We start from the raw sequence: 26,281 nt of genomic DNA, 5'->3' as shown, positions 1-26,281 counted from the left end.
CGTGCCGCGCACAGACCTCGGCGGGCGATCCCCCGATAGTGTCCGGTGGCAGTCGGGCAAATATGGCCATAGCGTCGGATACCACTCAGGGTTTCAGCCACCGAGGGTGATCTAGGAGCGTGTCATGGCCTGGCAGTTCATCGTTCTCGTGGTCGCCTCCATCGGCTTCCCGATCGCCACGCTGCTGTTCCTGATCGGCGGCCCGCGCTTCCCCGACGAGACGCCGCGCGGCCGGCACGCCAAGTGACGCCGTCCGGCGGCACGCCCGGGCCGGGCGGGATTCGTCCGCCGGCCCCCGTAGGACGTGACATGGTGGGGTGGAACGCAGATCCCGCACCACCCCGTCCAGGAGGTCCTGTATGAGCAGCGATGTAGCGGAACCAGACAGCCCCGAGGCCGCGGAGACCGCTGCGGCCCCCGCCGCCCAGGACGACGTCAAGGCCAAGTTCCTGGCCGCCCTGGAGCGCAAGCAGGGCATCAGGACGGACGGCGCCGGAGGCGGCCCGAACGGCGACTCCAAGATCCACGGCACCCACGGCGCGGCCGCCGCGAAGCGCAACTTCCGCCGGAAGAGCGGCGGCTGATCCGGGCGTGACCCGTCGGCCTCCAGGCCGGGTCCCCACCGAGCGGCGCGCGTGCGCCCGTTCGCCGGGCCCCGGCCTGCGGCATGTCCGGCGCCCGTGGCCGGCACGGGCGGTCATGATCGCGCAGGGCCGTCATGACCCGCCGTCGTGGGAGCTCAGGCCGCCGGTGGACGCTCCAGGCAGCTCTCCAGCCGGGAGGCCCAGGCGAGCAGCGGCTCGTCCGCCCCCTCGGCACCGACGCACTGGAGGCCCAGCGGCAGGCCGTCCGGGGCGTACCCGGCGGGCAGGGTCAGCGCGGGCAGGCCGGCGTAGCTCCAGGGCAGGGACATCACCGCATCGCCGGTGCCCTCCAGCCCGCGCGGGGCCGGCCCGGTGGCGGCCGGCGCGAGCCACAGATCGACGCCGGCCCGGGCCGTCGCCTCGGCGATCCGCTCGCGGAAGTGGGCGCGGGCCCGCAGCGCCGCCGCGTGGTCCGCCGGGTCGATCTCCTGGCCGTGCCGGACGGCCGCGGCGGTCTCGTGCCGGTAGAGGCCGCCGAAGCGGGTGAACCAGTCCGCGTGCACCCGGGCGAGCTCGTAGCGGCTGATGACGTGCAGATGCCGGACCACCTCGTCGAAGTCGGGGATCAGTTCGACCTGACGCATCGTCACCCCGGCCTGCCCCAGCACCTTCAGCTGCCGTTCGAAGGCCTCGACGGCAGCCACGTCCGCGTGTTCGAGGTACGGACCGACGGGAATCCCGGCCACCGGCGCCCGCCCCGGCGGGGCGGCCGGCCGCCAGTCGTCGCAGAGCACCGCCGCGGCCAGGGCGGCGCCCTCGACGTCCGCGGTGAAGGTCCCGACCGTGTCGAGGCTCGGCGCGTGCGGGACGACCCCGTCGGTGGGGATCCGCCCGTACGTCGGCCGGAACCCGACCACCCCGCAGTACGCCGCCGGGCGGATCACCGAGCCGATGGTCTGGGTGCCGATGGCGAGCGGCACCAGCCCCGCCGCGACGGCGGCCGCCGATCCGCTGCTGGAGCCGCCGGGGGTGTGCCCCAGGTGGTGCGGGTTGTGGGTCGGGCCGGGAGCGTTGACCGCGAACTCCGCGGTCACGGTCTTGCCCGCGATCAGTGCCCCCGCCGCCCGCAGCCGGACGGCCACGGCGGCCTGCGGCCCCGCCAGCACGCCGGGCGGCAGCGCGGAGCCCGCGTGCGTCGGCAGGCCGTCCACCCGGACGACGTCCTTGATGCCGACGGCCACCGCGTACAGGGCGGGCCGGGTGGAAGGGTCCCGGTGGCGGGCGGCCAGCGCCCCGGCCTCGGCGTGCAGCCGGTGGTGGCGGCCGGGCTCGGGGACGAAGGCCCGCAGCACCGGGTCGATCTGCTCGATCCGGGTGCACAGCCGGTCCACGTGGGCGGCTGGATCGATCTCGCCGGCGCGCATCCGGGCCGCCTCACGGGCCAGCGACCTCGGCCGGACCAGGGGTTCCACGGCGACCACGCGACCTCTCCGGCCGCCGCTAGTCGATCTCCTCCGGGTACACGTGCTCCCCGGGGAGATAGGGCTGCTCACGCAGGAAGACCGCGCCGCAGGTGTGGCAGTTGAGATCCGGGGCGTCACCCCAGGCCGCCGCCTCCTGGACGGGGGCACCGGGGTCCAGCTGCCGTCCGCACATGGCGACGTCGGACTCGCCGCGCACCATGTGCCAGGTCTTCACCCCGTCGGACGCGCCGCCGGGGCCGTACTCGCCACGCATCTGATGCAACATGCCCCCATGGTCCGGCGGCCCAGGGTGCCCGGCAACCGGGGCCGCAGGCGTGATGGACGGCGCGCTCACCGGGCCGGCAGCACGCCGCCGTGCAGGCGCAGCCGGGCGATGCCGCCGTCGGGGAGGACGTCCAGCCGCACCCGGGTGGCCGGGCGGGCGTCGGGGAGCAGCAGGCGCCGGCGGGTCGCTCACGGCGGGCAGCTGGACGGCCGGCGAGAGGGCGAGCTCCACCTTGCCCGCGGCCAGCAGCCCGTACGCCTCGGCGGCCTCGGCCTCCACCACCCGGACCACCAATTCCGGTGCCGCGCTGCGCAGTCCGGCGACGGCGGGGACGAGCAGCCCGGTGATCGCGGTCGCGAAGGCGCCGACCCGGACCTCGCCCGCCTCGCCGTGCAGGTACCCCGCCAGCTCGGCCTCGGCCTGCTCCAGCCGGCCGAACACCCGCTCCGCGTGGCGCAGGACGAGCCTGGCGGCGCCGGTCGGCCGCACCCGCCGCCCGTACGGCTCCAGCATCGGCGCGCCCAGCTGCCGGGCCAGCGAGGACAGTTGCTGGGAGACGGCGGACGGCGAGGTGCAGAGCCGTTCGGCCGCTGCGGTGACCGTCCCGCACTCGTCCAGCGCCTGGAGCACACGCAGCTTCCTGAGGTCCCGGTCCGTCACCGGACCAGCGTAGGCGGGCCCCTGGCGGCATCCGCCCGAACGCCCCTCGATAGGGTGCGGCCCACGCACGCCGTGGTAGTCCTTCGGCCATAAGTCGTCCAAATACAGCCATAATCCGCCCGATTTCGGAGCAATGACCGTGCGCTCTTCGCGTCTCCTGGCAGCTTCCTCGCTGCTTGCGCTCTCCCTCGGCGCCACCATCGGCACGGCCACCGCCGGCGCGGCCGCCATCCAGCCGACCCCGACGGCCACCGCCACCGTGCCGGTGCCGACCGTGCCGCCGGTGCCGACCCTGCCCGTCCCGCCGATGCCCACCGGGACGCCCAGCCACTCGGCGAGCCCGTCGGCCACCGTCACCGCCGGCCCCTCCACGCCCGCGCCGACCGGCACCCCCTCCAGCCGCCCGACCGCGCCGCTGCCGACCGCACCGCAGCCGGCCGCCAGCGGCCCCTGCCCGAACGGCCACCAGCTGGTCGACCTCAAGGCCAGTGGCACCGGCCTGGCGGGTGCCACCCTGGTCAAGGGCGGCCCGGCGCAGGAGATGACGGCGACCATCGAGAACACCAGCACCGTCGACTTCCAGAAGTTCAACGCCATCGTCTTCGTCACCGACATCGCGGAGAGCGAGCCGGTGTCGAACCCGACCCCCTGGGTCAAGGACGCCTTCACCGTCTCGGTGAAGCTGCCGGGCGGCGACTGGAAGAACGTCGAGGGCAGCAACCCCAACTACCTGCTGGTCGACCTCGGGAACTTCAAGCTCGCCAAGGGGGCGAAGTTCACCCTCCAGGTGCGCATCGCGGCCACCGCCAAGGCCGCCAACGCCCGCTACTTCGCCCAGGTGGCCGGCAGCTCGGAGAGCTTCCCCAGCAAGTCCGTGCCGGGCAGCACCGCCACCGCCGGCTGCACCGACTTCGGCGGCAGCTACCGGGTCGACGACCTCTTCACGGTCGCCGACGCCACCGCGGCGCCCTCCACCTCCGCCGCCAAGGCCACCGCCTCCGCGTCCCCCACGGCCGGACCGCACCTGGCCGAGACCGGTAGCAGCTCCAGCACCCTCCCGATCGCCGTCGGCGGCGCCGCCGTCCTCGCCGCCGGCGCCGGCACGCTGTTCGTCCTGCGCCGTCGCAAGGCGGGCACCCACAGCTGACACTGCCAGGACCTGGCACGGCCGACACCGTCAGGACCTGTCCGACCGCAGGCGAAGGGGTACGGGCACACCGCCCGTACCCCTTCGGCGTGCCGGGGTCAGGAGGCGACCCGGAGCAGGGCGTCGTCCTGCCACTTGAGGATCTTGTCGAAGCTGACGATCGCGCCCCGCAGCGGGTGGTTGCGCAGCTGGACGTGGTCGGTGAGCGCGTGGATGAGGAAGAGGCCGCGGCCGCTCTCCGCGCAGAGGTCGGGCAGGGTGTCCAGGTCGGCGGTGCGCAGCGCGGCTGCCGGGGCCGGCCGGCCCGGGGGCAGCACATGGGTGTCGTACGGCCCCGGGCGGGTGGTGCGGGGGCGGTGGGCCGCGACGGCCGGGAGCGAGGCCCGGCCGCGGCGGGTGCGGCAGCCGGTGGCGGGGCGGCTCGGCCCCGGGGTCACCGGGCGGCGGCGCGGCATCGGGGCGGGATCGGGTGCCGCGGTGGGCAGGCCCGGGCCCGAGTCGGTGACCTCGATGCGCAGCCGGTCGCCGCTGATCGAGGCGGTGACCTGGAAGCCGTCGTCCGGCCGGCCGCCGGCGGCGTGCTCGACCGCGTTGGCGCAGGCCTCGGTGAGTGCGACGCCGAGGTCGTAGGAGACCTGGGGGTCGACCCCGGCGGTGTCCATCGCGCCGAGCAGGATGCGCCGGGCCAGCGGGACGCTGGACGGGTCGCGCTTGAGGTGCAGAGTCCACCAGATGTCCACGGGAGGTCCCTCCTGGCTGCGGCTCCACATACAACTAGGTATCTCCGGGCGATCCGGGAGTGAACCGTGTCCCGGGTAGGGGACCGCCCGTTCGGCGGATGGACTGAGGCCCCCCGTTGTGCCGAGCGGCGCACACCGGGAGCCGCACGCCGAGGCCGTATGGGGGATTCGTAGGGATTTCCCACCCGGACGGATCGCTGCCGGGTCGCGATGAGATGATGTCCCGGCCATGACTGAGCACCGCGCCGCCCCGCACCCGGGAGCCGCCGCACCGGACGCGCCGGTACGGACGGCCGCCTGGGATCTGCGGCTGGTGCGGGCGGTGCCGTTCGCCCTGGTCTGCACCCTGATCGCGGCGGCCGGGCATGCGCTGGCCGGAGGCGGTGACGTCGCCCCGCTCACGCTCGCGGCCGGCTTCGCCGCGGTCCTCACGGCGGCGGCGCTGCTCGGCGGGCGGGAGCGTTCGCTGGCCGCCATCGCCGGCGCGCTCGGCGCCGGTCAGCTCGGGCTGCACCTGCTCTTCCACAGCTTCGGCGGCGCGTCCGCGAGCGCGATGGCCGGGATGCACCACGGCGCCGCCACCGGGCGGCTGACCCTGCCCCAGGTGGCCGGCCGGCTGATCTGCAACGAGGGCCACCCCGGCCGGCTCACCGGCCTGCCCGGCGGCACCACCGCCGAGCAGTTGGTCAGCAGCGCCGGTCTGGACCCGGCCGCGTACGCAGCCGCGCCCTGGTGGCAGGGCGGTGACGGCGCGTTCGGGCTGAACCCGGTGATGCTCGCGGGTCACCTGGCCGCCGCGCTGGTGGCCGGCTGGTGGCTGCGGCGCGGCGAGGCGGCCCTCTGGCGGCTGGTGCGGCTGACCGCGACCACCGCCCGGGAGCTGGCCGCTCCCCTGAGGCTGGCGTTCGCGCTGCTGGTCTCCCTGCTGCGCGGCCTGCTCGACCCGCCGGTCCGCCCCCGGCGCCGGTACCCGGCGGACCGGTCGGCCTGGCGACTCCCAATGGCCGCCGCGCTGCGGCACAGCGTGATCCGGCGGGGCCCCCCGACGGTGGGTTTCGCGTACTGACCACGGCCGGTTCCCACACCGGCGATGGCGGTCCGCGCAGATGCGACAGCCGTACCCCTGAGCGGTACGGACGCACCGCCCCCACCCCCAGCGCAGCTGCCCACCGAGGCCCGGACCGACCGGTGCCCGGGAGCGGGCCTGCCCGTCTCCGGAATGAGACCCATGATGCGTACCTCTCCTGCCCGTCGTATCGCCGTCATCGCCGCCGCCGCCGGCGCCTGCGTCGTCGCCCTGGCCGGCCCGGCCTTCGCGCACGTCACCGTGCAGCCGGGCAGCGCCCCGCAGGGCGGCTACACCGCCGTCGACTTCCGGGTGCCGAACGAGAACGACACGGCCAGCACCGTCAAGCTGGAGGTCAACCTCCCGATGGACCACCCGCTGGCCTCGGTGCGTACCCTGCCGATGCCGGGCTGGACCGCCGTCATCGAGAAGGCCAAGCTCGACAAGCCGATCAAGGTGCACGGCAACGACGTCAACGAGGCCGTCTCCAAGATCACCTGGACCGCCGACGCGGGCGTCAAGGTGGCCCCCGGCCAGTTCCAGGAGTTCCGCGTCTCGATCGGCCCGCTGCCGACCGACACCGAGAAGCTGACCTTCAAGGCGCTGCAGAGCTACGACAACGGCGACGTGGTCCGCTGGATCGACGAGGCCAAGGACGGCCAGCCCGAGCCCGCCAAGCCCGCCCCGGTGCTCACCCTCACCAAGGCCGCCGCCCCCGGCGCCGCCCCCTCCGCCTCCGCCGCCCCCGCCGACTCGCACGGCCACGGGGACGCGGCCACCGCCACGGCCGAGACCACGGCCACCGCGGCCAAGTCCGACGACTCCACCGCCCGCGTCCTCGGCGTGGTCGGCATCGTGGTCGGCGTGATCGGCGCGGCGCTCGGCGTGGCCGGCCTGCGCCGCAAGAGCGGCAGCGCCGCCTCCTGACCCCGCACACCGGCGGGGCCGTACGCGCGCCGGCGTACGGCCCCGCCGGTGAACCACCGAGCACGATCGGACTCCAGTCATGCCCCGTACCAAGAAGCCATCCAGCACGGCGGCCGGCACACCATCCGGCACGGCGGCCGGCACGCCGTCCCGCCGGACGCCCGGCACGCGCGCAGGCGCCTCCCGCCTGCTCGGTGCCGCCGCCCTCGGCGTGGCCGCCGCGCTCGCCCTGACCGCCTGCGGCTCCGGCGGCGGCACGGCCGGCAGCACCGTCAAGGTCTCCCGCGAGGCCGCCGACTCGCCCTACCGGGGCACCGTGCTGAGCAAGCACTTCGACAAGCCGGACCTGGTGCTCACCGACACCTCCGGCAACCCCTACGACCTGCGCAAGCAGACCGCCGGGCGCAGCACCCTGATCTTCTTCGGCTACACCAGCTGCCCGGACGTCTGCCCCACCACCATGGGCGACATCGGGGTCGCGATGGCCAAGCTCTCCCCCGAGGAGCAGCAGAGGATCGACGTGGTGTTCGTCTCCACCGACCCCGAGCGCGACACCCCCAAGGTGCTGCGCACCTGGCTCGACTCGATGGGCAAGAGCTTCATAGGCCTCACCGGCGACCTGGCCAAGGTCAAGACGGCCGCCAAGTCGCTCGGCATCATGATCGAGGACCCGGTGGTCAACAAGGACGGCACCGTCACCTCCACCCACGGCGCCCAGGTCCTGGCGTTCCTGCCCTCGGACGACAGGGCGCACGTGCTGTACCTCAGCGGCACCGAGCCGGCCACGTACGAGCACGACCTGCCGCTGCTCGCCAAGGGAGTGCAGGCATGAGTTCGCGTGCCTTCCGGCGCAGCGCGCTCACGGGCGCGGTGCTGGCCGCCGCGCTCGGGGTGGGGACGGTCGTCGCCGCGTGCGGTTCGGACGGCCCGGACGGCGTCGGCAGCTCCGCCGGCTCCGCCCTCGCCGGCGGCCCGGTGCTGCTGAGCGTCGCCGACCCGTACATCCCGCTGCCGGCCGCCGGCGGGATGGCGGCCGGGTACCTGACGGTGCGCAACGACGGCGCGGGCGAGGACCAGCTGGTCAAGGTCACCAGCCCGGCCGCCGATTCCGTCACCCTGCACCGCTCCACCGACTCCACCATGGAGGAGCTGGGCAGCCTCGCCGTGCCGGCGCACGGCGCGTTGCAGCTCGCCCGGGGCGGCACCCACCTCATGATCATGGGATGGGAGAAGCCGCCGGCCGTGGGAGACGAACTCGAACTCGACCTGACCTTCGCCAAGGCCGGCACCATCGCCATCCGGGTGCCGGTCAAACCGCTCACGTACCGCCCGGGCCAGTAGGCGCGCGGGAACCACAGAACCAGGGAACAGGGACCGTCAGATGCTGAAGGCCAGTCACCGCAGGTTCGCCGGACTGCTCGGGATACTCGGCGCGGTACTCGCGCTGATGCTCGCCGGCGCCGGTCCCGCCGCCGCCCACGCGACGCTGGAGTCCACCGACCCAGGGCAGAACTCGGTGGTCGCCACCGCCCCGGCGGCCGTCACGCTGACCTTCAGCGAGTCGGTCTCCCTCTCCGGGGACTCCGTACGCGTCCTGGACCCGGCCGGGAAGGCCGTCGACGCGGGCAACCCGGGCCACGCGGACGGCCGCGGCAACACCGCCCGGGTCGACCTGAACGGCAACCTCGCGAACGGCACGTACACCGTCGCCTGGCGGGCCGTCTCGGAGGACTCGCACCCCATCGGCGGCGCCTTCACCTTCTCCATCGGTGCCCCCTCGGACACCTCCGTCTCCGCCACCGCCCTGCAGAAGGCCGAGGCCGACAGCGTCGTCGCCGCCCTGTACGGAACGGGCCGGACGGTCGCGTACGGCGCCTTCGCGGTGCTGATGGGCGCGGCCGCGTTCGTGCTGATCTGCTGGCCGGGCGGCGCCGCGCTGCGCTCGGTGCAGCGGCTGCTGATGACCGGCTGGGTCGCGCTGCTCGTCTCCACCATCGCGGTGCTGATGCTGCGCGGGCCGTACGAGCGGGGCTCGGGCCTGTCGCAGGCGTTCGACCTGTCGCTGGTGCGCGCCACCCTCGACGAGCGGATCGGCACGGCGCTGGCGGCCCGGCTGCTGCTGCTCGCGGCGGGCGGGGTGTTCCTCTCGCTGCTGGTCGGCCAGCTCGGGCAGGTCCCGGCGGGCGTCGAGCAGGCGGACGTCGAGCAGGCCTGCGAGCGGGCCGACGCGCGGGCCGGGGGGAAGGGCGAGGAGCAGGCCGAGGGGGAGGACGGCGGGAAGCCGGACGAGGACGAGGACGAGCTGTGCGCGCTGGAGCGGCGCGCCGCCGAACGCCCGTTGCGCGAGGCCCGGCTGAGCCTGGGGGTGGCGGGCCTGGTGCTCGCCGTCGCGTTGTCGGCGACCTGGGTCGGCGCGGACCACGCCTCGGTCGGCATCCAGGTCTGGCTGGCGCTGCCGTTCGGCATCCTGCACCTGATCGCCATGGCGGGCTGGCTCGGCGGTCTGGCCACGCTGCTGGTCGGGCTGCGGCACGGCCTGGGCGCGGAGGTCGCCGACCGGTTCTCCAGGATCGCCTTCGGCTCGGTCGCGGTGCTCACCGTCACCGGCGTCTACCAGTCCTGGCGCGGTCTGGGCTCCTGGAGCGCGCTGGTGGACACCGAGTACGGGCGGCTGCTGCTGATCAAGATCGGCTGTGTGGCGGCAATGCTCGGGGTGGCGTGGATCTCGCGCTCCTGGGTGGCCCGGTTGCGGGCCGGCGACGCGGCGGATGAACCGGCCGTCCAGGCGGAGGACCCGGCCGTCCAGGCGGAGGACCCGGCCGTCCAGGCTGCGGTGACCGCCGCCCTGACCGCGTCGGCCTCGGTGTCGGCCTCGGTGTCGGCTTCGTCCTCGGCTTCAGCAGCGGATTCGGCGCCGGCCTCGGCTTCGGCTTCGGCCGGCGAGAAGGCGTCGGCCGCCCCCGCCGACGCGGCCCGCCAGGCCCAGCTGGACCGCCAGCAGGCTGCCCGGGAGGCCGCCGGACGCGACCGGGGCCTGACCCCCTCGCGGGCCGGCCTGCGCCGCTCGGTGCTGGTCGAGGCGGCGGTGGCGGTGGCGGTGCTGGTCGCCACCACGATGCTCACCAACTCCCCGCCCGGCCGGGTCGCCCAGGCGGTCGGCGCCGGCGGCGCCCAGCCGGGCGCCTCCGCGTCGGGTGCCCCCGCACCGGGCGGCGCCCCCACGGCCCAGACGGTGCCGGGCCGGACCCTGGAACTGAAGCTCCCGTACGACACCGGCGGCCGGACCCCGAACGCCAAGGGCACCGCGACCGTCACCCTCAACCCGGCCCGGGCCGGCGCCAACGAGGTGCAGCTGAAGCTGGACGGCGCCGACGGCCAGCCGGTGGAGGTGCCGGAGGTGCAGCTCGCCTTCACCCTTCCGGACCGCGACCTCGGCCCGCTGCCCGTCACCCTCACCGGCGCGGGCACCGGGCGCTGGAGCGGCACCGCGCAGCTGCCGCTGGTCGGGAACTGGGTGGTGTCGGTGGTGGTCCGTTCCTCCGACATCGACCAGGCCACCGAGATCAAGCCGCTCACGATCGGCTGACGGGGAATGGACCACGGGATGGACGACGGGTCGGATCAGCCACCGGATCGCCGGACGGACCCCGGGACGGACCGCGAGACGGACCCCGGGACGGGTCTCCCGGCGGCGGGCCCGGCCCCGGCGACCGCCCCGCTGTCCGTCCTCTCCCGGCGCGCCCTGCTGGGCAGTGCCGGCGCGGGCCTGGTGGCCGGTGCGGCGGCCGGCGTGGCCGGCGGCGCCGTCCTCTCCCGCTCGGCCCCGCACCCCGGCGCCGCACCGCCGCGGTCGGGCGGACCGGCGTCGCCGGGCGCGGGCCGGGTGCCGTTCCACGGCCCACGGCAGGCGGGCATCCTCGATCCGCAGCAGGCCCGGGTGCACCTGGCCGCCTTCGACCTGGCGGCCGGCGTAAGCCGGGACGGGCTGCGCGAGCTGCTGAAGCGCTGGTCGCGGACGGCCGCCCGGCTGGCGGCCGGCGAGCCGGCCGAAGCGGCGGAGAACCAGATCGCGCTGGACGCCGGCCCCTGCTCACTGACCGTCACCTTCGGCTTCGGCGCCACGCTCTTCGACCGGGCCGGGCTCACCGACCGCAGGCCGCCGGGCCTGGAGCCGCTGCCGGACTTCCCCGAGGACGCCCTCGACCGCGCCCGCAGCGACGGTGACCTCCTGGTGCAGATCTGCGCGGACGACGCCCTGGTGGCCTTCCACGCGCTGCGGGTGCTCCAGCGGCAGGTGGTGGGCACGGCGGCGGCGCGCTGGCAGATGTCCGGCTTCAGCCGGACCCCGGGGGCGACCGAGCGGCCGATGACCGGCCGCAACCTGATGGGCCAGATCGACGGCACCAACAACCCGAAGCCGGGCGAACCGTCCTTCGAGAGCAGGGTGTTCTGCGGCAGCGGGCAGCCCGACTGGCTGGCCGGCGGCTCGTACCTGGTGTTCCGGCGGATCCGGATGCTGCTGGACAACTGGGAGAACCTGCCGGTGGACCGACAGGAGCGGGTGATCGGGCGACGCAAGTCGGACGGCGCGCCGCTCTCCGGCGGCAGCGAGACCACCGCGGTCGACCTGGGCGCACAGGGCCCGGACGGCGCCCTGACGATCCCCGCCGACGCGCACATCCGGGTGGCTGCCCCGCAGTCCAACGGCGGTGCGGCGATGCTGCGGCGGGGATTCTCGTACCACGACGGGCTGCTGGCCGACGGCTCCCAGGACGCCGGGCTGCTCTTCCTCGCCTTCCAGGCCGACCCCCGGCACGGCTTCGTCCCCGTGCAGCGCAAGCTGTCGCGCGGGGACAGCCTCTCCCGCTTCCTGCGGCACGAGGCGAGCGGCCTGTACGCCGTCCCGCCGGGCGCGCCCGAGGGCGGCTACGTGGGGCAGACCCTCCTGGAGGGCTGACCCGCGGCGGTCCGGCCGAGCCCGGGCCGCCCTGCGGCCCCGCGCAGCGGGGCGCGGCGGCAGGGCGGCCGAGACGCGCGCACCGGAGGCCGGCCCCGCCGACCGCCCGCTCCGCAGCACGCCCCGGCCCACTGGGCGGGACGCTTGGGTGTGCGGGGCGTGAAGTGGCTATGGTGACAGGTCCGGTACCTGCAACACCCCTTTCGTACGGAGGCGGCAATGTCGGCCACCCGCTACACCTACCTCGGGCCCGAGGGCACCTTCACCGAGGTCGCCCTGCGGACCCTGCCCGAGGCGGCGACCCGGGAGCTGGTGCCGCTGGCCTCGGTGCCGGCCGCGCTGGACGCGGTGCGCGAGGGCGAGGCCTCCGGGGCGTTCGTGCCGATCGAGAACTCCGTCGAGGGCGCCGTCACCGCGACCAGTGACGAGCTGGCCTCCGGTACCCCGCTGATGATCTACCGCGAGGTGCTGCTGCCGATCGCCTTCGCGCTGCTGGTGCGTCCAGGCACCACGCTGGACGACATCAAGACCGTCACCAGCCACCCGGTGGCGCAGCCGCAGGTGCGCCGCTGGATCGCGGCCAATCTGCCGCACGCCCGCTGGGAGTCGGCCGCCTCCAACGCCGATGGCGCCCGGCTGGTCCAGGAGGGCCGTTTCGACGGGGCGTTCGCGGGCGAGTTCGCCGCGCCGATCTACGGTCTCGACCCGCTGGTGAGCGACATCCACGACGCCCAGAACGCGGCCACCAGGTTCGTCCTGGTCGGCCGTCCGGGCCGGGTCTCCTCCCCCACGGGCTCGGACAAGACGTCGATGGTGGTGTGGCTGCCGGACGACCACCCGGGTGCGCTGCTGGAGCTGCTCCAGGAGTTCGCGGTGCGCGGGGTGAACCTGATGCGGATCGAGTCCCGTCCTACGGGTGAGGGGCTCGGCAACTACTGCTTCCTGATCGACTGTGAGGGGCACCTGGCCGAGCGCCGGGTCAGCGAGGCACTGATGGGCCTGAAGCGGATCTGCCCGCAGGTACGCTTCCTCGGCTCGTACCCGAGGGCGGACCGGCAGGCCGCGACGTATCAGCGGCCCGGCACGTCGGACACCGATTTCACCGACGCGGCGGACTGGTTGTCGCGCTGCCTCGACGGGCGCGGCGAGATCTGACCGCCGTCGTCCCTTCACGACCGAATTCCAAATTCTTGACGCGTGGAGGATTAGCCCATCCGGTCCATGGGTAGGGCGCGCGGTCCCGGCCGCGCGCCTGCCGGTGCGCCCCGCGCCGGCCCGTGCCCGTCGTCCACAGGGCCGCCCGCCCGGGGCCCGCGCTATCCACAGGCGCCGGGCAGCCGTCCACAGTCATCCACAGCTCGGAGTTATCCACAGCCCTGGGGATGAGTCGACAAACCGGTATAGCCACTGACAGGACCGGTCGGATCATCGGTTAGCGCCACAGAGATGACTAATCCGACCAGAGTCACCCTCCCTCCGGCAAATCACCCGTCCGAGCGCAGCAATTCCCTCACTCGGGAAGGTTGAATGAGGTTTGAAACCTCAATTCCTCTGCGGATCGTGATCGGAGCCTTGGCGCGCCGACGGTCCACAGGCTCTCCCGGAAGCCTGTGGATAAGCGGGCGCGTCACAGCCGTCCACCGGAGTTATCCACAGGATCGGGGCGGTTATCCCCAGCCCCGATCCACCGGCCCGCCGCCGCCCCGGCTCACCACCGGCCCCGCACCGGGCCGCCACCGCCGAGGTGCCCCGCTCGACGATCGCAGCCGGGAGGCACCGGCGAGGGTCCGAGCACCCGTACGAGCGGCACGGACAGCTGTACGCATGACGGCGGGGCCGGGCCGGCCACCCCGCCCACCGGCGCCCCGGAAAGTGGTACCGGACCCACGCCCCCGTCCCGGTAGGCTTGCCCCGTGATTGACCTTCGCCTGCTTCGTGAGGACCCAGACCGAGTGCGCGCCTCGCAGCGCGCCCGTGGCGAGGACGTCGACCTGGTCGACGCCCTCCTCTCCGCCGACGAGCGGCGGCGGTCCTCGGGCAGTCGCTACGACGAACTGCGCAACGAGCAGAAGACGCTCGGCAAGCAGATCCCCAAGGCCCAGGGCGACGAGAAGGCCGCGCTGCTCCGGCGCGCCGGTGAGCTGGCCGCCGCGGTCAAGGCCGCCGACGCCGAGCAGACCGAGGCCAAGGAGGAGGCCGACCGCCTCGTCCGGCAGCTGGCGAACCTCATCGACCCGGCCGCCCCGGTCGGCGGCGAGGAGGACTTCGTCACCCTGGAGGAGATCGGCACCCCGCGCGACTTCGCCGCCGAGGGCTTCGAGCCCCGCGACCACGTCGAGCTCGGCCAGATCCTCGGCGCCATCGACACCGAGCGCGGCGCCAAGGTGGCCGGTTCGCGCTCCTACTACCTGACCGGCGTCGGCGCGCTGCTGGAGCTCGCCCTGGTCAACATGGCGATCGCCCAGGCCACCGCGGCCGGCTTCATCCCGATGATCACCCCGGCCCTGGTCCGCCCGGCGGCCATGGACGGCACCGGCTTCCTGGGCCAGGCGGCCGAGAACGTCTACTTCCTCGCCGAGGAGGAGCGCTACCTGGTCGGCACCAGCGAGGTGCCGCTGGCGGCGTACCACATGGACGAGATCCTCGACGCCGAGAAGCTGCCGCTGCGCTACGCCGGCTACTCCTCCTGCTTCCGCCGCGAGGCCGGGACGTACGGCAAGGACACCCGCGGCATCATCCGCGTGCACCAGTTCGAGAAGGTCGAGATGTTCGTCTACACCACGCCGGAGGAGGCGGAGACCGAGCACCGCCGCCTGCTCCAGTGGGAGAAGGACTTCCTCAACGCGCTGGAGCTGCCGTACCGGGTGATCGACGTCGCCTCCGGCGACCTCGGCGCCTCGGCCGCGCGCAAGTTCGACATCGAGGCCTGGATCCCGACCCAGGGCAAGTACCGCGAGGTCACCTCGACGTCCAACACCACCGAGTACCAGTCCCGCCGGCTCTCGATCCGGCTGCGCGAGGAGGGCAACAAGGTCCGCCCGCTGGCGACGCTCAACGGCACCCTGGTCGCCGTCCCGCGCACCATCGTGGCGATCCTGGAGAACCACCAGCAGGCCGACGGCTCGGTGGCCGTGCCGCAGGCGCTGCGCCCCTACCTCGGGGGCCGCGCCGTCCTGGAGCCCGTCAAGTAGCGAGCGGCTGCCCGCGCACCGCACCGACAGCACAGGCAACTCCCGGGAGACGCAAGGCCGATGAGCAGCACCAGCCACAGCCCCGGCTCCCCCGGTGGCGACCTGCCCTACCGGCTGGTCGCCACCGACCTCGACGGCACGCTGCTGAGCAGCGCGGAGACCGTCTCCGAGCGCACCCGCGCCGCCCTGGCCACCGCCACGGCGGCCGGGGCGCAACACATCATCGTCACCGGCCGCTCGGCCGCCTGGGCGCGGCCGGTCTTCGACGAGATCGGCTACCGCGGGATAGCGGTCTGCGGGCAGGGCGCCCAGGTGTACCACGCGGGCGAGCACCGGCTGCTCACCTCGCTCACCCTGGACCGCCGGCTCGCGGCCGTGGCCATCGCCAAGATCGAGGCGGAGACCGGGCAGTTGGCGATCGCCGCCAACCAGGACGGTCTGGAGGGCCAGGTGCTGGCCGGGCCCGGCTACGAGCTGCTGATCGGCAGCGATCTGCCGGTGGTCCGGGTCGAGCCCGACGAGCTGCTCCTGAGCGCGGTCAGCAAGCTCTACGTCCAGCATCGCGGCCTGGGCGACGACGGCCTCGCCGAGGTCGTCCGCCGGGTCGCCGGCGACCTGGTCGGCGTCACCGTGGCCGGGCCCGGGATCGTCGAGCTGCTGCCGCTGGGCCTGTCCAAGGCGACCGGCCTGGCCGTCGCGGCCCGCCGGCTCGGCGTACGGGCCGCCGACACCATCGCCTTCGGCGACATGCCCAACGACGTGCCGATGTTCGCCTGGGCCGCGCACGGCGTGGCGATGGCCAACGCGCACGAGCAGCTGCTGGCCGTCGCGGACGAGGTCACCGTCAGCAATGACGAGGACGGTGTGGCCGCCGTCCTCGAACGGCTCTTCACCTACGCGTGACCCAGGTGGCCGTGAAGTAGCGGGACCACGTGCGCACTGTGATCGTCACCACCCGGATGCTGACCGCTGGGGAAAGAGTTTGTATGCTCCGCTGAAGCTCCATGCTTCAGCCGGAGCCCTCGTGGGAGGAAACCGAACCCGGGACCCGCCCTCAACCGTCTCTTCGGGTGCGGTACTCCTGGACCCGGCGCTCCCCAGGGCGCACTCCTCCCCAGGTGCAGCCTGCGGTGGCTGCTTCCGTAGGTGAAAGGTACGCGTATGTCTGGCCAGTGGGACGCGGGCCCGTCCGGGGGCGGGCCGTCGCACGACGATCCGCCGAGCGGCGGCGTGCGCACCACTCGCGCAGCGGCGCGGGCCGCCGAGCGAGGCACCGAGCGGGGCACCGGGGCGTCGGTACCGGCACCACGCAGCGGCGGGCGGGCCGAGGCCCGCCGGGCCGCACAGGGCAAGGGCGGCGGCGGCTCCCGGGGCAAGGCCGCCGCGGCGGCGAGCGGCCACCGCGGCCGGGGACGCAAGCCCAAACGCAACGTGAAGAAGATCATCGCCTGGACGGCGGCCGGCGTGATGGTGCTGATAGTCGGCACCGGCGGGGCGATCTACTACAAGCTCAACGGCAACATCTCCTCGTTCGACTCGGATGCCATCAGCAAGGACCGGCCGGCCGAGGCGCAGGCCGACGCCAACGGCAACAAGCCCGTCAACGTCCTGCTGATCGGCTCGGACTCGCGGGCCGGCGGCAACAGCAACCTCGGTGGCGGCGGTGAGGGCGGGGCCCGCTCCGACACCACGATCCTGTTGCACGTCTACGCCGACCACAAGCACGCGGTGGGCATCTCCATCCCGCGTGACTCCCTGGTGACGGTGCCCGCCTGCAAGCTGCCCAACGGCAAGTGGACCAAGGAACTGCCGAACCAGATGTTCAACTCGGCCTTCTCGGTGGGCAACACCGAGCAGGGCAACCCGGCGTGCACCCAGAACACCGTGGAGAAGCTGACCGGTGTCCGGGTGGACCACACCATCGAGGTCAACTTCGAGGGCTTCGCCGCGATGACCTCCGCCGTCAACGGCGTGGACGCCTGCCTCCCGAACGACATCTACGAGGGCGACATCAACCCCAACCTGGGCCACAAGGGCAAGGTCGTGCTGCCCAAGGGGACCCAGAAGCTCTCCGGGCAGAAGGCGCTGGACTACGTCCGGCTGCGGCACGGCATCGGGGACAACTCGGACGTCGGCCGGATGCAGCGCCAGCAGGCCTTCCTCTCCTCGCTCATCGCCTCGGTGAAGAAGCAGGGCCTCAACCCGACCACGCTGCTCCCGCTGGCCGACGCGGCCACCAAGTCGATGACGGTCGACCCGGGCCTGGACTCGGCGACGAAGCTGATGGACTTCGCGCTGACGATGAAGGACATCGACCTGCACGACCTGAAGTTCCTCACCACGCCGTGGCGCTACAACAAGGAGCGGATCGACCTGGTCCACCCGGCCGTCGACAACCTCTGGACCGCGCTGAAGGCGGACCGGACGATCGACGGCCAGGACGCCACCGGCCAGCAGGAGGACGCCCCGGAGTCGCCATCGGCCGAGGCGCCCTCGCCCGCCGCGAGCACCACCACGGCCACTGCGCCGGCCGCCGACACCGCGGGCGCCGGGGTCAAGGTCGCGGTCTACAACGGGACCACCACGACGGGCCTGGCCGGCAAGGCCGCGGAGGCCCTGAAGGCCGCGAAGTTCACCGTCACCACGACGGCGTCGGCGAAGACCACGACGCACGCGACCACGACGGTGGAGTACGGCCCGGGCCAGAAGGCCAACGCGGAGAAGGTCGCCGCGCTGTTCCCCAACGCGACGGTGACGGCCGGCGCGGGCTCCGGGATCAGCCTCACCCTGGGCAAGGACTACGCGGGGGCGGGCGGCGGCGCGGCGGCCTCGGGCGGCGCCCCGGCCGCCGCCGCGGCGCCGCAGCCGCTGCCGAGCGAGGTGGTCGCGGGCGCCCGCTCGGCCGACGACGACATCTGCAGCAACGTCTCGTACGGCGGCAAGTAGCGGCGTCGGCGGGCAGAGCTGGTACGAACCCGGCCCGGCGCCGGAAGGCGCCGGGCCGGGTTCCCGCGCTGGTCGGGCTGCCGGCCGGTGGCCGTCCGGCCGACGTCCTGGGAGTCCGGCCGACGTCCCGGTCCGGCTGACATCCCCCGGCTGCGTGTTGCCCGCGCGCTCAGAGCGCCGAGCGGATCCAGCCGTCGACGAGAGAGGTGAGGTCCTGGTTTGCGGCGGAGTGCTCGACGGTGTGGTGCTTGATCACGTCGCGCCCGCTGTGGAACATGCCGCCGCGCTTGTCCGCCTCCAGGATCACGTCCACCCGGTCGGCGGTGGTCAGGAAGGTGACCTCCACCGAGTTGCAGGCGTGCGCGTACTGCGGCGCCGCCGCGAACTCGATCTCCTGGTAGAACGGCAGGCTCTGGGCCGTCCCCCGGATGTGCCCGGCCTCCAGGTCCGCCGAGCGGAAGCGGAAGCCGAGCGCCAGGAAGGCGTCCAGCAGCCGGCGCTGCACGGGCAGCGGCTCCACCCCCAGCGGGTCGGAGTCGCCCTTGTCCAGGGCGCCGCTGATGTCCACCTCGGTGCGCACCCCGAGCGCCATGCCGGTCAGGTGCTGCCCCGCGATCGCGGTGATCGGGGTCTCGTACGGCACCGGGAAGGCGAACGGGATCGAGCGGTTCTCGCCGGGCGCGAGGTGCAGCGGCGGGGTGACGGAGTACCGCGCGAAGGGGTAGAGGCCGGTGCTCTCGCCCTCCTCGTGCTCGATCTCCACCCGGGCGACCAGGGTGAGGGTGATTCCGGCGATGTCCGCCTCGACGGTGCCCCCGGTCAGGTTGACCTGCCCCTGGAGCACGCCACCGGGCTGGACGACGGGGGTCGACAGGACGGTGTCGACGGCCGGTCCGCCGACACCGAGGGCACCGAGCAGCTTCTTGAAGACCATGCGGGCTGACTCCTGGAGAGAGTGGTGGTTCACGGGCTGGCGAAAGGAACGCCGCCGGACGCGGGCGAACCCGCGGAGCCGGCCGGGACGGACCCTCCGAACTGGCAACTATCGCCCCGCACTCCGACACCGGGCAAGTGCCCGGGCCGCCACCGGCCGCCGCCCCTGCCGGCAGGCCGGGCGGAGCGCGCGGTGGTGGGTGCGCAGGCCTTCACCACGCCGCCTCTTCGTGGTCGAGCAGGCGCCCGTCCAGGATGGTCACCGTTCGCTGGGCCCGCTCGGCGACCGCGTGGTCGTGGGTGATCACCACGATCGTCTGACCGGAGGCATGGAGCTGCTCGAAGAGCTCCATGATCAGATCCGAGGTCCGGGCGTCGAGATTGCCGGTGGGTTCGTCGCAGAGCAGCAGAGCCGGCCGGTTGACCAGCGCCCTCGCGATGGCCACGCGTTGCCGCTCGCCCCCCGACATGGTCGGGGGCAGGGCATGGAGACGATGCGAGAGCCCGACCCGGTGCAGTACCTCCTCCGCACGGGCCATCCGTTCGGCCCGGTCACGGGTGACGTACAACTGCGCCAGCACGACGTTCTCCACGGCGCTCCGATGGGGGAGCAGGTGGAACGACTGGAAGACGAAGCCGATCCGGCTTCCGCGCAGGGCCGCGCGTTCGCGTTCCTTGAGGGAGGCCACGTCGACGCCGCCCAGCCGGTACACACCGCCCGACGGGCGGTCCAGCAGCCCCAGCAGGTTCAGCAGCGTGGACTTTCCGGAGCCGGACGGGCCCACGACCGCGATGAACTCGCCCTGCTGAACGGTCAGGTCGGTCGGACGCAGCGCGTGAACGGCCACTGCGCCGGGAAAGACCCGGCTCGCTCCGATGAGCTCGATGGCCGGTTCAGCCGGTTCAGCCGGTTGAACCGAGTGCGCACCGTCGTGGAGGTCGGACGGATCGTTGCCGGCAGGAGGTCCGGTTCCGGTTGCCGTGGCGGCCGCTGCTGACCTGAACATCCGTGAAGCCTCTCGACTGTGGGAGCAGCAGCCTCACCCGGTCGGCCAGGGAGGTCAAGCACGAACTGTCCGCCTACGACGGGGAACCGACGAATGCCCAGCCGGCCGGGATGCCCACGCGGGCGGCGCCGATCCCACCGGCGCCCCCGAAGGGCGCCTCCCCGGAACGCGAGTACGCCCGGCCCGGGGTGGCGCGGGACCCGCCTCCGGCGCCGCCTGGTCCGGATCGGCCGCCACCGCCGGGTACGCCCGGCCCGGCGAGTGCGGCGAGCCGGCGCGGAGACAGCCCCCGGGCTAGTTGTAGGATGACCGGGCAAGAGGTTGTAGGACAACTGGCGCGAGCGAAGGAGAGCCACTGTGACCAGCGGGAACGACAGTCTGCAGGCCGCCGGGCGGCGCTCCCTCGTCGACGCCACCATCGAGCAGCTGCGCGAGCAGCTGGCCGCCGGTGCCTGGCCGGTCGGGTCCCGGATCCCGACCGAGCACGAGCTCGCCGAGCGGCTCAAGGTCGGGCGCAACACCGTCCGGGAGGCGATCCGGGTGCTGGTGCACGCCGGGATGCTGGTCTCCCGGCAGGGCGAGGGCACCTTCGTCCGCAGCACCAGCGACCCGGCCTCCGTGCTGCGCGGCGTCCAGCGCTCCGGCGTACGGGACGTGCTGGAGGTCCGGGCCGCCCTGGAGGCCGAGGCCGCCCGGCTGGCGGCGCTGCGGCACACCCCCGAGGACATCTCGCGGATGCGCACCGCGCTGGCCCGCGAGGCCGAGGTCATGGCGGCGCACCCCGACCGGGCCGGCCGCGAGGCGACCGTCGAGCACGACCTGGAGTTCCACACCGCCGTCGTCGAGGCCGCGCACAACCCGGCGCTGACCGAGGTGTACCGCTACTTCGGCGCGTCCGTGCAGGAGTCCATGCGGACGGCCTTCGGCGACCAGGAGATGCCCGAGGTGGTGATGGCCACCCACGAGGCACTGGTGGACGCGATCGAGAGCGGCGACCCGGACCGGGCCGAGACCGCGTGTCGCGAGCTGCTCGCCGAGCCGACCGCGGCCGTCGAGCAGCTCCTCGCCGCCATCGCCGCGCGGAAGTGACGGCGCGCACCCACACCGCGCCCGCCTCCCCGCCCTCCGCTTCCAGAAAGAGCAGCACGTCACCATGGCAGTCACCCGTGCCCGGCAGCCGCTGGTCACCCAGTCCCCGCTCCCGGTCCGCTCGCGGCTCGCGCACCCCGCGCTGCTGCTCACCGGCATCGTCCTGGTCGCGCTCAACATGCGCGCCTGCCTGGCCGCGATCTCGCCGATGGTCGGCGAGGTGCAGCACACCTTCGGCCTCTCCGCCACCGCGAGCGGCCTGATCACCACCGTCCCGGTGCTGTTCCAGGGCCTGGGCGCACCGCTCACCCCCCGGCTGACCCGGCGCTTCGGCACCGAGCGGGTGGTGCTCGGCGCGGTGCTGCTGCTCGGCGCCGGCGTGCTGCTGCGGGTGCTGCCCTCGGTCGTCGCACTGTACGGCGGGTGCATGGTGATCGGCGTCGCGATCGCCGTCCTGAACGTCTCGATGCCCGGGCTGGTCAAGCGCGAGTTCCCCGGCCGGGCCGCCACCATGACCGGCGTCTACTCGACCACCATGCTGGTCGGCGCGACCCTCGCCGCGGGCGTGTCCGTCCCGCTGGAGAAGGCGCTCGGCGGCGGCTGGCAGACCTCGCTCGGCGCGTGGTCGGCGCTCGCGCTGGTCGCGGCCGTCGCCTGGCTGCCGCAGGTGCTCCGCTCCCGGCAGCAGCCGGCGGCCGTCGCCACCCCGGCCGGCCCCGCGGCGCCCGCGGCGACCACCGCGCCCGCCGGACGGGCCATCGAGGGGATCTGGCGCTCGCCGCTGGCCTGGCAGATCAGCGCCTTCATGGGCATCTCGTCGCTGCTGGTCTACACGATGGTCGCCTGGCTGCCGACCATCCTGGCCGAGCACGGCATGGACCGCGGGCAGGCGGGCCTGGTCTTCGCGTTCAGCAACCTGGTCCAGGTCGCCGGCGCCTTCCTGGTGCCGCTCGCGGCCGGCCGGATGACCCGTCAGCGCGGCCTCGCCGTCGCCATGGCGGGGCTCAACGCGGTGGGCATCGCCGTCCTGCTGCTCTCGCCCGTACCGGGCGCCTGGATCGCGGCCGCCGTGCTGGGCCTCGCCCAGGGCGGTTCGCTGGGCCTGGCCCTGGCGTTCATCGTGCTGCGTACGAGCAGCGCGGCGGGCGCCGCCCAGCTGGGCGGGATGAGCCAGGCCGTCGGCTATCTGGTCGCCGCCGCCGGCCCGGTCGGCGCCGGGGCACTGCGCCAGCTGACCGGCGGCTGGACGCTGACCCTGGTGCTGGCGCTGGCCCTGGCTCTGGTGGCCGCCGCCGCCGGCTGGGGCGCGGGCCGAGGCCGCACCCTCTGACCCGGACGGGCCCCGCACGGAGGTCGCGGGGGCCCGGCTACTCCTCGGAGGCCAGGGTCAGCCCGCCCAGCTTGACCGAGGCCAGCACGGTGGCCGCGACGATGACGACGACCAGCAGCGGCACGGCCGCGCCGAGCGCCACATCCGCCGTCAGGACGCCGTCCCCGGCCACCGCCCGGGCCACCGACAGACCCCACTGCTGCACACTCAGCGTCCTGGCGCCCTGGACGAAGTTGCCGATCAGGCTCTCCCAGATCAGCGCGTACGCCAGGCCCGCCACCACCGCGTGCCGGGTGACCACGCCGAGCAGTAGGAACAGCGCGCTGTACGCGGCGCCGGCGACCAGGGTGCCGACGGTGAAGCCGAGTGCCAGGTCGTCCTTCGTCCCGTAGAGGATCAGGCCCGCGACGAAGGTCGGGATGCCGGCGATCGCCCAGGTGGTGCCGATGGCCACCAGCAGCTTGGTAGTGATGATCTTCCACCGGGGCAGCGGCTTCGCGAGCAGGTAGACGATCGAGCCGTCGTCGATCTCGGTGGCGATCGCCCCGGTGCCGACGACCAGACCGAGGATCGGCACCAGCGTGCCGAGCGACAGCTGCCCGAGGATCTTGACGGTCAGGTCGTGCTTGTCACCGTCGGAGCCGGCGGCGATCGCGGAGATCACCAGCAGCAACGCGGGGACGACCAGCAGCAGGACGCCGCGCCGGCGGCCCAGCAGGCCGCGTACGGTCAGCCTGGCGACGGTCGGGTTCACGGTAATCGGCCTTCTTTCGGTGACCGGGACTGGCGGGAGCCGTCGACGGAAGGTGAGTCGGCAGCGGAGCGGGAGCCGGCAGCGGGGCGGGAATCCGGTCGGGCGTGATCGGTCAGGAGGAGACGAGGTAGGAGAAGACGCTCTCCAACGACTCGTCCGCCGGGGAGACGGTGTACAGCCGAATGCCGGCGTCCTTGGCGACCCGCGGCAGCAGGGTGGTGAAGCCCTGGAAGTTGACCGCCTGGACGCGCAGCGCCTGTTCCTTCGCGTCCAGCTCGATACCGGCCGTGGAGCCGTCGGCGATCAGCGCCGCGGCGAGCCGGCGGTCGTCGCTGGAGCGGACCAGGTAGCGGTGCGGGCGGTCGGTCATCAGCCGGCGGATCCGGCGGAAGTCGCCGGAGGCGGCGTGCCGCCCGGCCACCACGACCTCGATGTGCCGGGCCAGCTGCTCGACCTCCTCCAGGATGTGCGAGGAGAACAGCACCGTCCGGCCGTCCGAGCCGAAGCGCCGCAGCAGTTCCATCAGCTGGAGCCGCTGGCGCGGGTCCATACCGTTGAACGGCTCGTCGAGCAGCAGCACCGCCGGGTCGTGGACGAGGGCGGAGGCCATCTTGACGCGCTGCTTCATGCCCTTGGAGTAGGTGCCGGTGCGCCGCTCCTGGGCGTACTCCATCTCGACCAGGGCCAGCGCCCGCTTCGCGGCGGCGCCCGGGTCGGGCAGGCCGTGCAGCTCGGCGTTGGCCAGCACGAACTCCCAGCCGCTCAGGTAGTCGTACATCGACTCCCGCTCCGGGACGAGGCCGATCTGCCGGTACGCCTCCTGGTTGCGCCAGATCCGGGCGCCGTCCAGCAGGACGTCCCCCGTGGAGGGCGCCAGGAAGCCGCTCATCATGTGGATGAGGGTCGACTTGCCCGCGCCGTTGGGCCCGAGCAGGCCGGTGACGCCGGGGCCGATGGCCATGCTGATGTCGTTCACCGCGACGACGTTGCCGAACCAGCGGGAGACCTTGTCGATGGTGATGGTGGCCATGACGCCCTCTCAGATGTTCCGGTAGCGGCGGTTGAGCAGCCAGTACGACCCGGCGACCAGCAGGGCGGCCTCGGCGGCGAAGACCACGATGCCCAGCGCCCCCGGGGCGTGCATCGTCCCGGAGTTGTGCCGCAGGCCGAACACCTCGGTGACCAGGCCGTCGACCAGCAGGCCGGGCGAGAGCAGCGCGGCCCAGTTCCCCGCGTCCGTCGAGGAGCCGACGTCCAGACCGCCGCTGAGTCCGTAGATGATCAGGGCGATGACGTTGCTGACCACCAGCAGGCCCATGATGGTCGCGACCCCGAAGCCGCGGCGCGGAGTGCTCGCGGCGACCAGCAGGCCGATCGCGGACAGCACCAGCGCGTACAGCAGCGACGCCGCCAGCCCGTACAGCAGGTGGACGGTGTTGTGGCCGAAGGACATGCCGCCGAGCACCGCGCCCAGGTAGAGCACCACCAGCGGGGTGACCATCAGCAGCAGCATGGCGGCGGTCATCGCGGCGAACTTGGCGCGGACGTAGTCGCCGCGGGTGATGGGCCGGGAGAAGTAGAGCGGCACGGTGTTGTGCCGCAGGTCCCGGGACATCAGCACCGGCGCCTGGGCCGCCAGGAAGATCTCGATGACCAGCCCGAACGAGCTCGGGTAGGTCGGGTAGTCCAGCGGCAGCTCCGTCGAACCCTGCAGGATCGCGAAGGCGACGATCACCAGCGCGGGCAGCCCGACCGCCGCCAGGCCCAGCATCGGCAACACCTTGGACTTGCCGGAGCGGCCGAGGCCGAAGGCGGCGCGCAGGCTCTGCACGAACAGGGAGCGGGTCGCGTAGCCGCGGCCCAGCCGGGGGCCGGTGTAGCCGCGATAGCCGATGTCGTGGATGACGCCGGTGTCGGGCGTCCTCGCCCCCGCCCCGGGCGTGCTCCAGGCCCCTGCCGTGGTCATGGCCGTGGTTTCGGTCCTGGCCTCAGGAGGCTGCGACATGTGCGGTACCTCCCTCGGTTACGTCCTCGGAGCCGTGGGCGTCCTCGGTGAAGATCTCGGCGACCCGGTGCCTGCGCTGCTCCAGCCGGACCAGGCCGAGGCCCAGGTCGGCGACGGTGTCGCGGACCGTGTCGTAGGTGTCGTCGTCCGCGATCTCCACGAGCAGCACCCGGGAACCGTCCGGCCTCACCGTCAGCCCGGCGGCGGTGAGCCGCTCGCCGACGGCGGCCGGCGCGTCCAGGGCCGCGTCGTCCGGATGGTCCGTCACCTCGACCGCCAGCAGCTGGGTGACCTCGGTGAACGAGGCCGTGGAGGAGGAACGCAGCAGGCGGCCGCCGTCGATGACCACCAGGTGGTCGCAGGTCCGCTCCAGTTCGCCCAGCAGGTGGGTGGTGACCAGGACGGAGATGCCGAAGTCGGTGTGCACCCGGCGGATCAGCCCGAGCATGTCGTCCCGGCCGACCGGGTCGAGGCCGTTCGTCGGCTCGTCCAGCAGCACCAGCCTGGGGTCGTGGACGAGCGCCTGGGCGAGCTTGACCCGCTGCTTCATGCCCGTGGAGTAGCCGCCCATCGGGCGGTAGCGCTCCTCGTACAGGCCGACGTGGCGCAGCGTGTCGGCGGTCCGCTCGCGGGCCGCGGCGGCGGGCAGGCCCGCCATCCGGGCCATGTGCACCACGAACTCGGTGGCGGAGACGTCGGGTGGGAGGCAGTCGTGCTCGGGCATGTAGCCGACCAGCTCGCGGATCGCCGAGCCCTCGGTCGCGATGTCCCGCCCAAGGACCTGGCCGGTGCCCGAGGTGGCCGGGGCCAGCCCGAGCAGGATCTTGATGAGTGTGGACTTGCCCGCGCCGTTCGCCCCGACCAGGCCGACCACCCCGGGCTGCACCTCGAGGGTGAGCCGGTCGAGAGCGGTGACCCGGGGGAACCTCTTGGTGAGGCCGTCCGTCTTGATGACAGTGGACACGTCGCCCAACCTAGCCCTCGGCGGCGGCGCGGGATATGGGCTGGATTGACGAGCCTTCCATGATGCTCCGGTATGACGGCGGATCATCCTCCCCTAGGGGACGGCGCGCCCGGGCCATCGCGGCCACCCCGGCTCCCCCGCCGCCCCGGCCCTCGGCCCCCAGGCCACGGCGGGTGGCCGGGCGGGCTATAACCTGGTGCCGGTCTGAACGGACGGGGTGCGGGGCGGGAGC

24 protein-coding genes and 1 pseudogene are annotated in these 26,281 nt (G+C 73.7%); 15 read left to right on the top strand and 10 right to left on the bottom strand.

Annotation, left to right across the window (positions count from 1 at the left end):
• The first annotated feature begins 124 nt into the window (after positions 1-124).
• Positions 125-247 carry a hypothetical protein gene (locus ACIBH3_RS22170; RefSeq protein ID WP_396313759.1) on the top strand — a complete coding sequence of 41 codons (123 nt, stop codon included), beginning with the start codon at positions 125-127 and terminating at the stop codon, positions 245-247.
• Between the two features lie 112 nt (positions 248-359).
• The gene (locus tag ACIBH3_RS22165; RefSeq protein ID WP_396313758.1) at positions 360-584 is read left to right on the top strand and encodes a DUF5302 domain-containing protein; all 225 of its coding nucleotides are present in this window, start codon (positions 360-362) and stop codon (positions 582-584) included.
• A gap of 155 nt (positions 585-739) precedes the next feature.
• Here the strand turns inward: ACIBH3_RS22165 and ACIBH3_RS22160 are convergent, their stop codons facing one another.
• The 3 genes and pseudogenes from ACIBH3_RS22160 to ACIBH3_RS22150 all read right to left on the bottom strand — a co-directional run.
• A complete protein-coding gene (locus ACIBH3_RS22160; protein ID WP_396313757.1) occupies positions 740-2,065 on the bottom strand; it encodes an amidase in 1,326 nt (441 codons plus the stop codon).
• A 333-nt stretch (positions 2,066-2,398) separates the two neighbouring features.
• Positions 2,399-2,473 (bottom strand): hypothetical protein, encoded by a 75-nt coding sequence (locus ACIBH3_RS22155; protein WP_396313849.1) that lies wholly within the window; start codon positions 2,471-2,473, stop codon positions 2,399-2,401.
• Between the two features lie 133 nt (positions 2,474-2,606).
• Positions 2,607-3,194: pseudogene (locus ACIBH3_RS22150) on the bottom strand (LysR family transcriptional regulator); the annotation flags it as partial.
• Here ACIBH3_RS22150 and ACIBH3_RS22145 point away from each other — a divergent pair.
• The gene (locus ACIBH3_RS22145) at positions 3,133-4,140 is read left to right on the top strand and encodes an LAETG motif-containing sortase-dependent surface protein (protein ID WP_396313756.1); all 1,008 of its coding nucleotides are present in this window, start codon (positions 3,133-3,135) and stop codon (positions 4,138-4,140) included. The pseudogene ACIBH3_RS22150 and the gene ACIBH3_RS22145 overlap by 62 nt on opposite strands.
• Before the next feature lie 98 nt (positions 4,141-4,238).
• Here the strand turns inward: ACIBH3_RS22145 and ACIBH3_RS22140 are convergent, their stop codons facing one another.
• Positions 4,239-4,880 carry an ATP-binding protein gene (locus tag ACIBH3_RS22140; RefSeq protein WP_396313755.1) on the bottom strand — a complete coding sequence of 214 codons (642 nt, stop codon included), beginning with the start codon at positions 4,878-4,880 and terminating at the stop codon, positions 4,239-4,241.
• A gap of 229 nt (positions 4,881-5,109) precedes the next feature.
• Between ACIBH3_RS22140 and ACIBH3_RS22135 the strand changes: the two genes are divergently transcribed.
• The 10 genes from ACIBH3_RS22135 (at position 5,110) to ACIBH3_RS22090 (ending at position 17,967) form a co-directional block, all read left to right on the top strand.
• The gene (locus tag ACIBH3_RS22135) at positions 5,110-5,946 is read left to right on the top strand and encodes a hypothetical protein (protein ID WP_396313754.1); all 837 of its coding nucleotides are present in this window, start codon (positions 5,110-5,112) and stop codon (positions 5,944-5,946) included.
• Between the two features lie 165 nt (positions 5,947-6,111).
• Positions 6,112-6,873, top strand: a complete 762-nt coding sequence (locus ACIBH3_RS22130; protein ID WP_396313753.1) for a YcnI family protein — start codon at positions 6,112-6,114, stop codon at positions 6,871-6,873.
• Positions 6,874-6,952: 79 nt separating this feature from the next.
• On the top strand, positions 6,953-7,705 hold the full coding sequence (locus ACIBH3_RS22125; RefSeq protein ID WP_396313752.1) for an SCO family protein: 753 nt from the start codon (positions 6,953-6,955) through the stop codon (positions 7,703-7,705).
• Positions 7,702-8,214, top strand: coding sequence for a copper chaperone PCu(A)C (locus ACIBH3_RS22120; RefSeq protein WP_396313751.1), 513 nt, complete (start codon positions 7,702-7,704; stop codon positions 8,212-8,214). The genes ACIBH3_RS22125 and ACIBH3_RS22120 overlap by 4 nt, the downstream gene beginning before the upstream one ends.
• A gap of 40 nt (positions 8,215-8,254) precedes the next feature.
• Positions 8,255-10,459, top strand: a complete 2,205-nt coding sequence (locus tag ACIBH3_RS22115) for a FixH family protein (protein WP_396313750.1) — start codon at positions 8,255-8,257, stop codon at positions 10,457-10,459.
• A gap of 18 nt (positions 10,460-10,477) precedes the next feature.
• Positions 10,478-11,830, top strand: coding sequence for an iron uptake transporter deferrochelatase/peroxidase subunit (gene efeB, locus ACIBH3_RS22110; protein ID WP_396313749.1), 1,353 nt, complete (start codon positions 10,478-10,480; stop codon positions 11,828-11,830).
• 219 nt (positions 11,831-12,049) lie between these two features.
• Positions 12,050-12,985 (top strand): prephenate dehydratase, encoded by a 936-nt coding sequence (gene pheA / locus ACIBH3_RS22105; protein ID WP_396313748.1) that lies wholly within the window; start codon positions 12,050-12,052, stop codon positions 12,983-12,985.
• 758 nt (positions 12,986-13,743) lie between these two features.
• A complete protein-coding gene (gene serS, locus ACIBH3_RS22100; protein WP_396313747.1) occupies positions 13,744-15,021 on the top strand; it encodes a serine--tRNA ligase in 1,278 nt (425 codons plus the stop codon).
• Between the two features lie 60 nt (positions 15,022-15,081).
• Positions 15,082-15,924 (top strand): HAD family hydrolase, encoded by an 843-nt coding sequence (locus tag ACIBH3_RS22095; RefSeq protein ID WP_396313746.1) that lies wholly within the window; start codon positions 15,082-15,084, stop codon positions 15,922-15,924.
• A gap of 258 nt (positions 15,925-16,182) precedes the next feature.
• On the top strand, positions 16,183-17,967 hold the full coding sequence (locus tag ACIBH3_RS22090; protein WP_396313745.1) for an LCP family protein: 1,785 nt from the start codon (positions 16,183-16,185) through the stop codon (positions 17,965-17,967).
• A 169-nt stretch (positions 17,968-18,136) separates the two neighbouring features.
• On the opposite strand, the gene ACIBH3_RS22085 is transcribed toward ACIBH3_RS22090, so the two are convergent.
• Together ACIBH3_RS22085 and ACIBH3_RS22080 are read right to left on the bottom strand one after the other, a co-directional pair.
• A complete protein-coding gene (locus tag ACIBH3_RS22085; RefSeq protein WP_396313744.1) occupies positions 18,137-18,901 on the bottom strand; it encodes a sporulation protein in 765 nt (254 codons plus the stop codon).
• A 211-nt stretch (positions 18,902-19,112) separates the two neighbouring features.
• Positions 19,113-19,907, bottom strand: coding sequence for an ABC transporter ATP-binding protein (locus ACIBH3_RS22080; protein WP_396313743.1), 795 nt, complete (start codon positions 19,905-19,907; stop codon positions 19,113-19,115).
• 357 nt (positions 19,908-20,264) lie between these two features.
• Between ACIBH3_RS22080 and ACIBH3_RS22075 the strand changes: the two genes are divergently transcribed.
• Together ACIBH3_RS22075 and ACIBH3_RS22070 are read left to right on the top strand one after the other, a co-directional pair.
• Entirely contained in the window at positions 20,265-20,996 is a 732-nt protein-coding gene (locus ACIBH3_RS22075) for a FadR/GntR family transcriptional regulator (RefSeq protein ID WP_396313742.1), read from the top strand.
• A gap of 64 nt (positions 20,997-21,060) precedes the next feature.
• Entirely contained in the window at positions 21,061-22,326 is a 1,266-nt protein-coding gene (locus ACIBH3_RS22070; protein ID WP_396313741.1) for an MFS transporter, read from the top strand.
• A gap of 37 nt (positions 22,327-22,363) precedes the next feature.
• Here the strand turns inward: ACIBH3_RS22070 and ACIBH3_RS22065 are convergent, their stop codons facing one another.
• From ACIBH3_RS22065 to ACIBH3_RS22050, 4 genes are all read right to left on the bottom strand, one after another.
• Complete coding sequence (locus tag ACIBH3_RS22065; RefSeq protein WP_396313740.1) at positions 22,364-23,080, bottom strand: ABC transporter permease; 717 nt, start codon at positions 23,078-23,080, stop codon at positions 22,364-22,366.
• A gap of 112 nt (positions 23,081-23,192) precedes the next feature.
• Positions 23,193-24,110, bottom strand: a complete 918-nt coding sequence (locus tag ACIBH3_RS22060) for an ABC transporter ATP-binding protein (RefSeq protein ID WP_396313739.1) — start codon at positions 24,108-24,110, stop codon at positions 23,193-23,195.
• Between the two features lie 9 nt (positions 24,111-24,119).
• Entirely contained in the window at positions 24,120-25,046 is a 927-nt protein-coding gene (locus ACIBH3_RS22055) for an ABC transporter permease (RefSeq protein WP_396313738.1), read from the bottom strand.
• Positions 25,047-25,068: 22 nt separating this feature from the next.
• On the bottom strand, positions 25,069-26,049 hold the full coding sequence (locus tag ACIBH3_RS22050; protein WP_396313737.1) for an ABC transporter ATP-binding protein: 981 nt from the start codon (positions 26,047-26,049) through the stop codon (positions 25,069-25,071).
• Positions 26,050-26,281 lie beyond the last annotated feature (232 nt).

This window comes from Kitasatospora sp. NPDC050543, assembly GCF_044457565.1.
Taxonomy (GTDB): domain Bacteria; phylum Actinomycetota; class Actinomycetes; order Streptomycetales; family Streptomycetaceae; genus Kitasatospora.
The sequence above is the reverse complement of the archived record's forward strand: the minus strand, read 5'-3'. Positions and strand labels throughout refer to the sequence as shown.

Bases quoted from the DNA above. Each gene is read 5' to 3' on its own strand.
- ACIBH3_RS22070 (WP_396313741.1), top strand. From the start codon at position 21,061: ATGGCAGTCACCCGTGCCCGGCAGCCGCTGGTCACCCAGTCCCCGCTC.
- ACIBH3_RS22085 (WP_396313744.1), bottom strand. From the start codon at position 18,901: ATGGTCTTCAAGAAGCTGCTCGGTGCCCTCGGTGTCGGCGGACCGGCC.
- pheA (WP_396313748.1), top strand. From the start codon at position 12,050: ATGTCGGCCACCCGCTACACCTACCTCGGGCCCGAGGGCACCTTCACC.
- ACIBH3_RS22120 (WP_396313751.1), top strand. From the start codon at position 7,702: ATGAGTTCGCGTGCCTTCCGGCGCAGCGCGCTCACGGGCGCGGTGCTG.
- ACIBH3_RS22080 (WP_396313743.1), bottom strand. From the start codon at position 19,907: ATGTTCAGGTCAGCAGCGGCCGCCACGGCAACCGGAACCGGACCTCCT.
- ACIBH3_RS22090 (WP_396313745.1), top strand. From the start codon at position 16,183: ATGTCTGGCCAGTGGGACGCGGGCCCGTCCGGGGGCGGGCCGTCGCAC.
- ACIBH3_RS22165 (WP_396313758.1), top strand. From the start codon at position 360: ATGAGCAGCGATGTAGCGGAACCAGACAGCCCCGAGGCCGCGGAGACC.
- ACIBH3_RS22055 (WP_396313738.1), bottom strand. From the start codon at position 25,046: ATGACCACGGCAGGGGCCTGGAGCACGCCCGGGGCGGGGGCGAGGACG.
- ACIBH3_RS22095 (WP_396313746.1), top strand. From the start codon at position 15,082: ATGAGCAGCACCAGCCACAGCCCCGGCTCCCCCGGTGGCGACCTGCCC.
- ACIBH3_RS22135 (WP_396313754.1), top strand. From the start codon at position 5,110: ATGACTGAGCACCGCGCCGCCCCGCACCCGGGAGCCGCCGCACCGGAC.
- ACIBH3_RS22060 (WP_396313739.1), bottom strand. From the start codon at position 24,110: ATGGCCACCATCACCATCGACAAGGTCTCCCGCTGGTTCGGCAACGTC.
- ACIBH3_RS22170 (WP_396313759.1), top strand. From the start codon at position 125: ATGGCCTGGCAGTTCATCGTTCTCGTGGTCGCCTCCATCGGCTTCCCG.
- ACIBH3_RS22130 (WP_396313753.1), top strand. From the start codon at position 6,112: ATGCGTACCTCTCCTGCCCGTCGTATCGCCGTCATCGCCGCCGCCGCC.
- efeB (WP_396313749.1), top strand. From the start codon at position 10,478: ATGGACGACGGGTCGGATCAGCCACCGGATCGCCGGACGGACCCCGGG.
- ACIBH3_RS22115 (WP_396313750.1), top strand. From the start codon at position 8,255: ATGCTGAAGGCCAGTCACCGCAGGTTCGCCGGACTGCTCGGGATACTC.
- ACIBH3_RS22125 (WP_396313752.1), top strand. From the start codon at position 6,953: ATGCCCCGTACCAAGAAGCCATCCAGCACGGCGGCCGGCACACCATCC.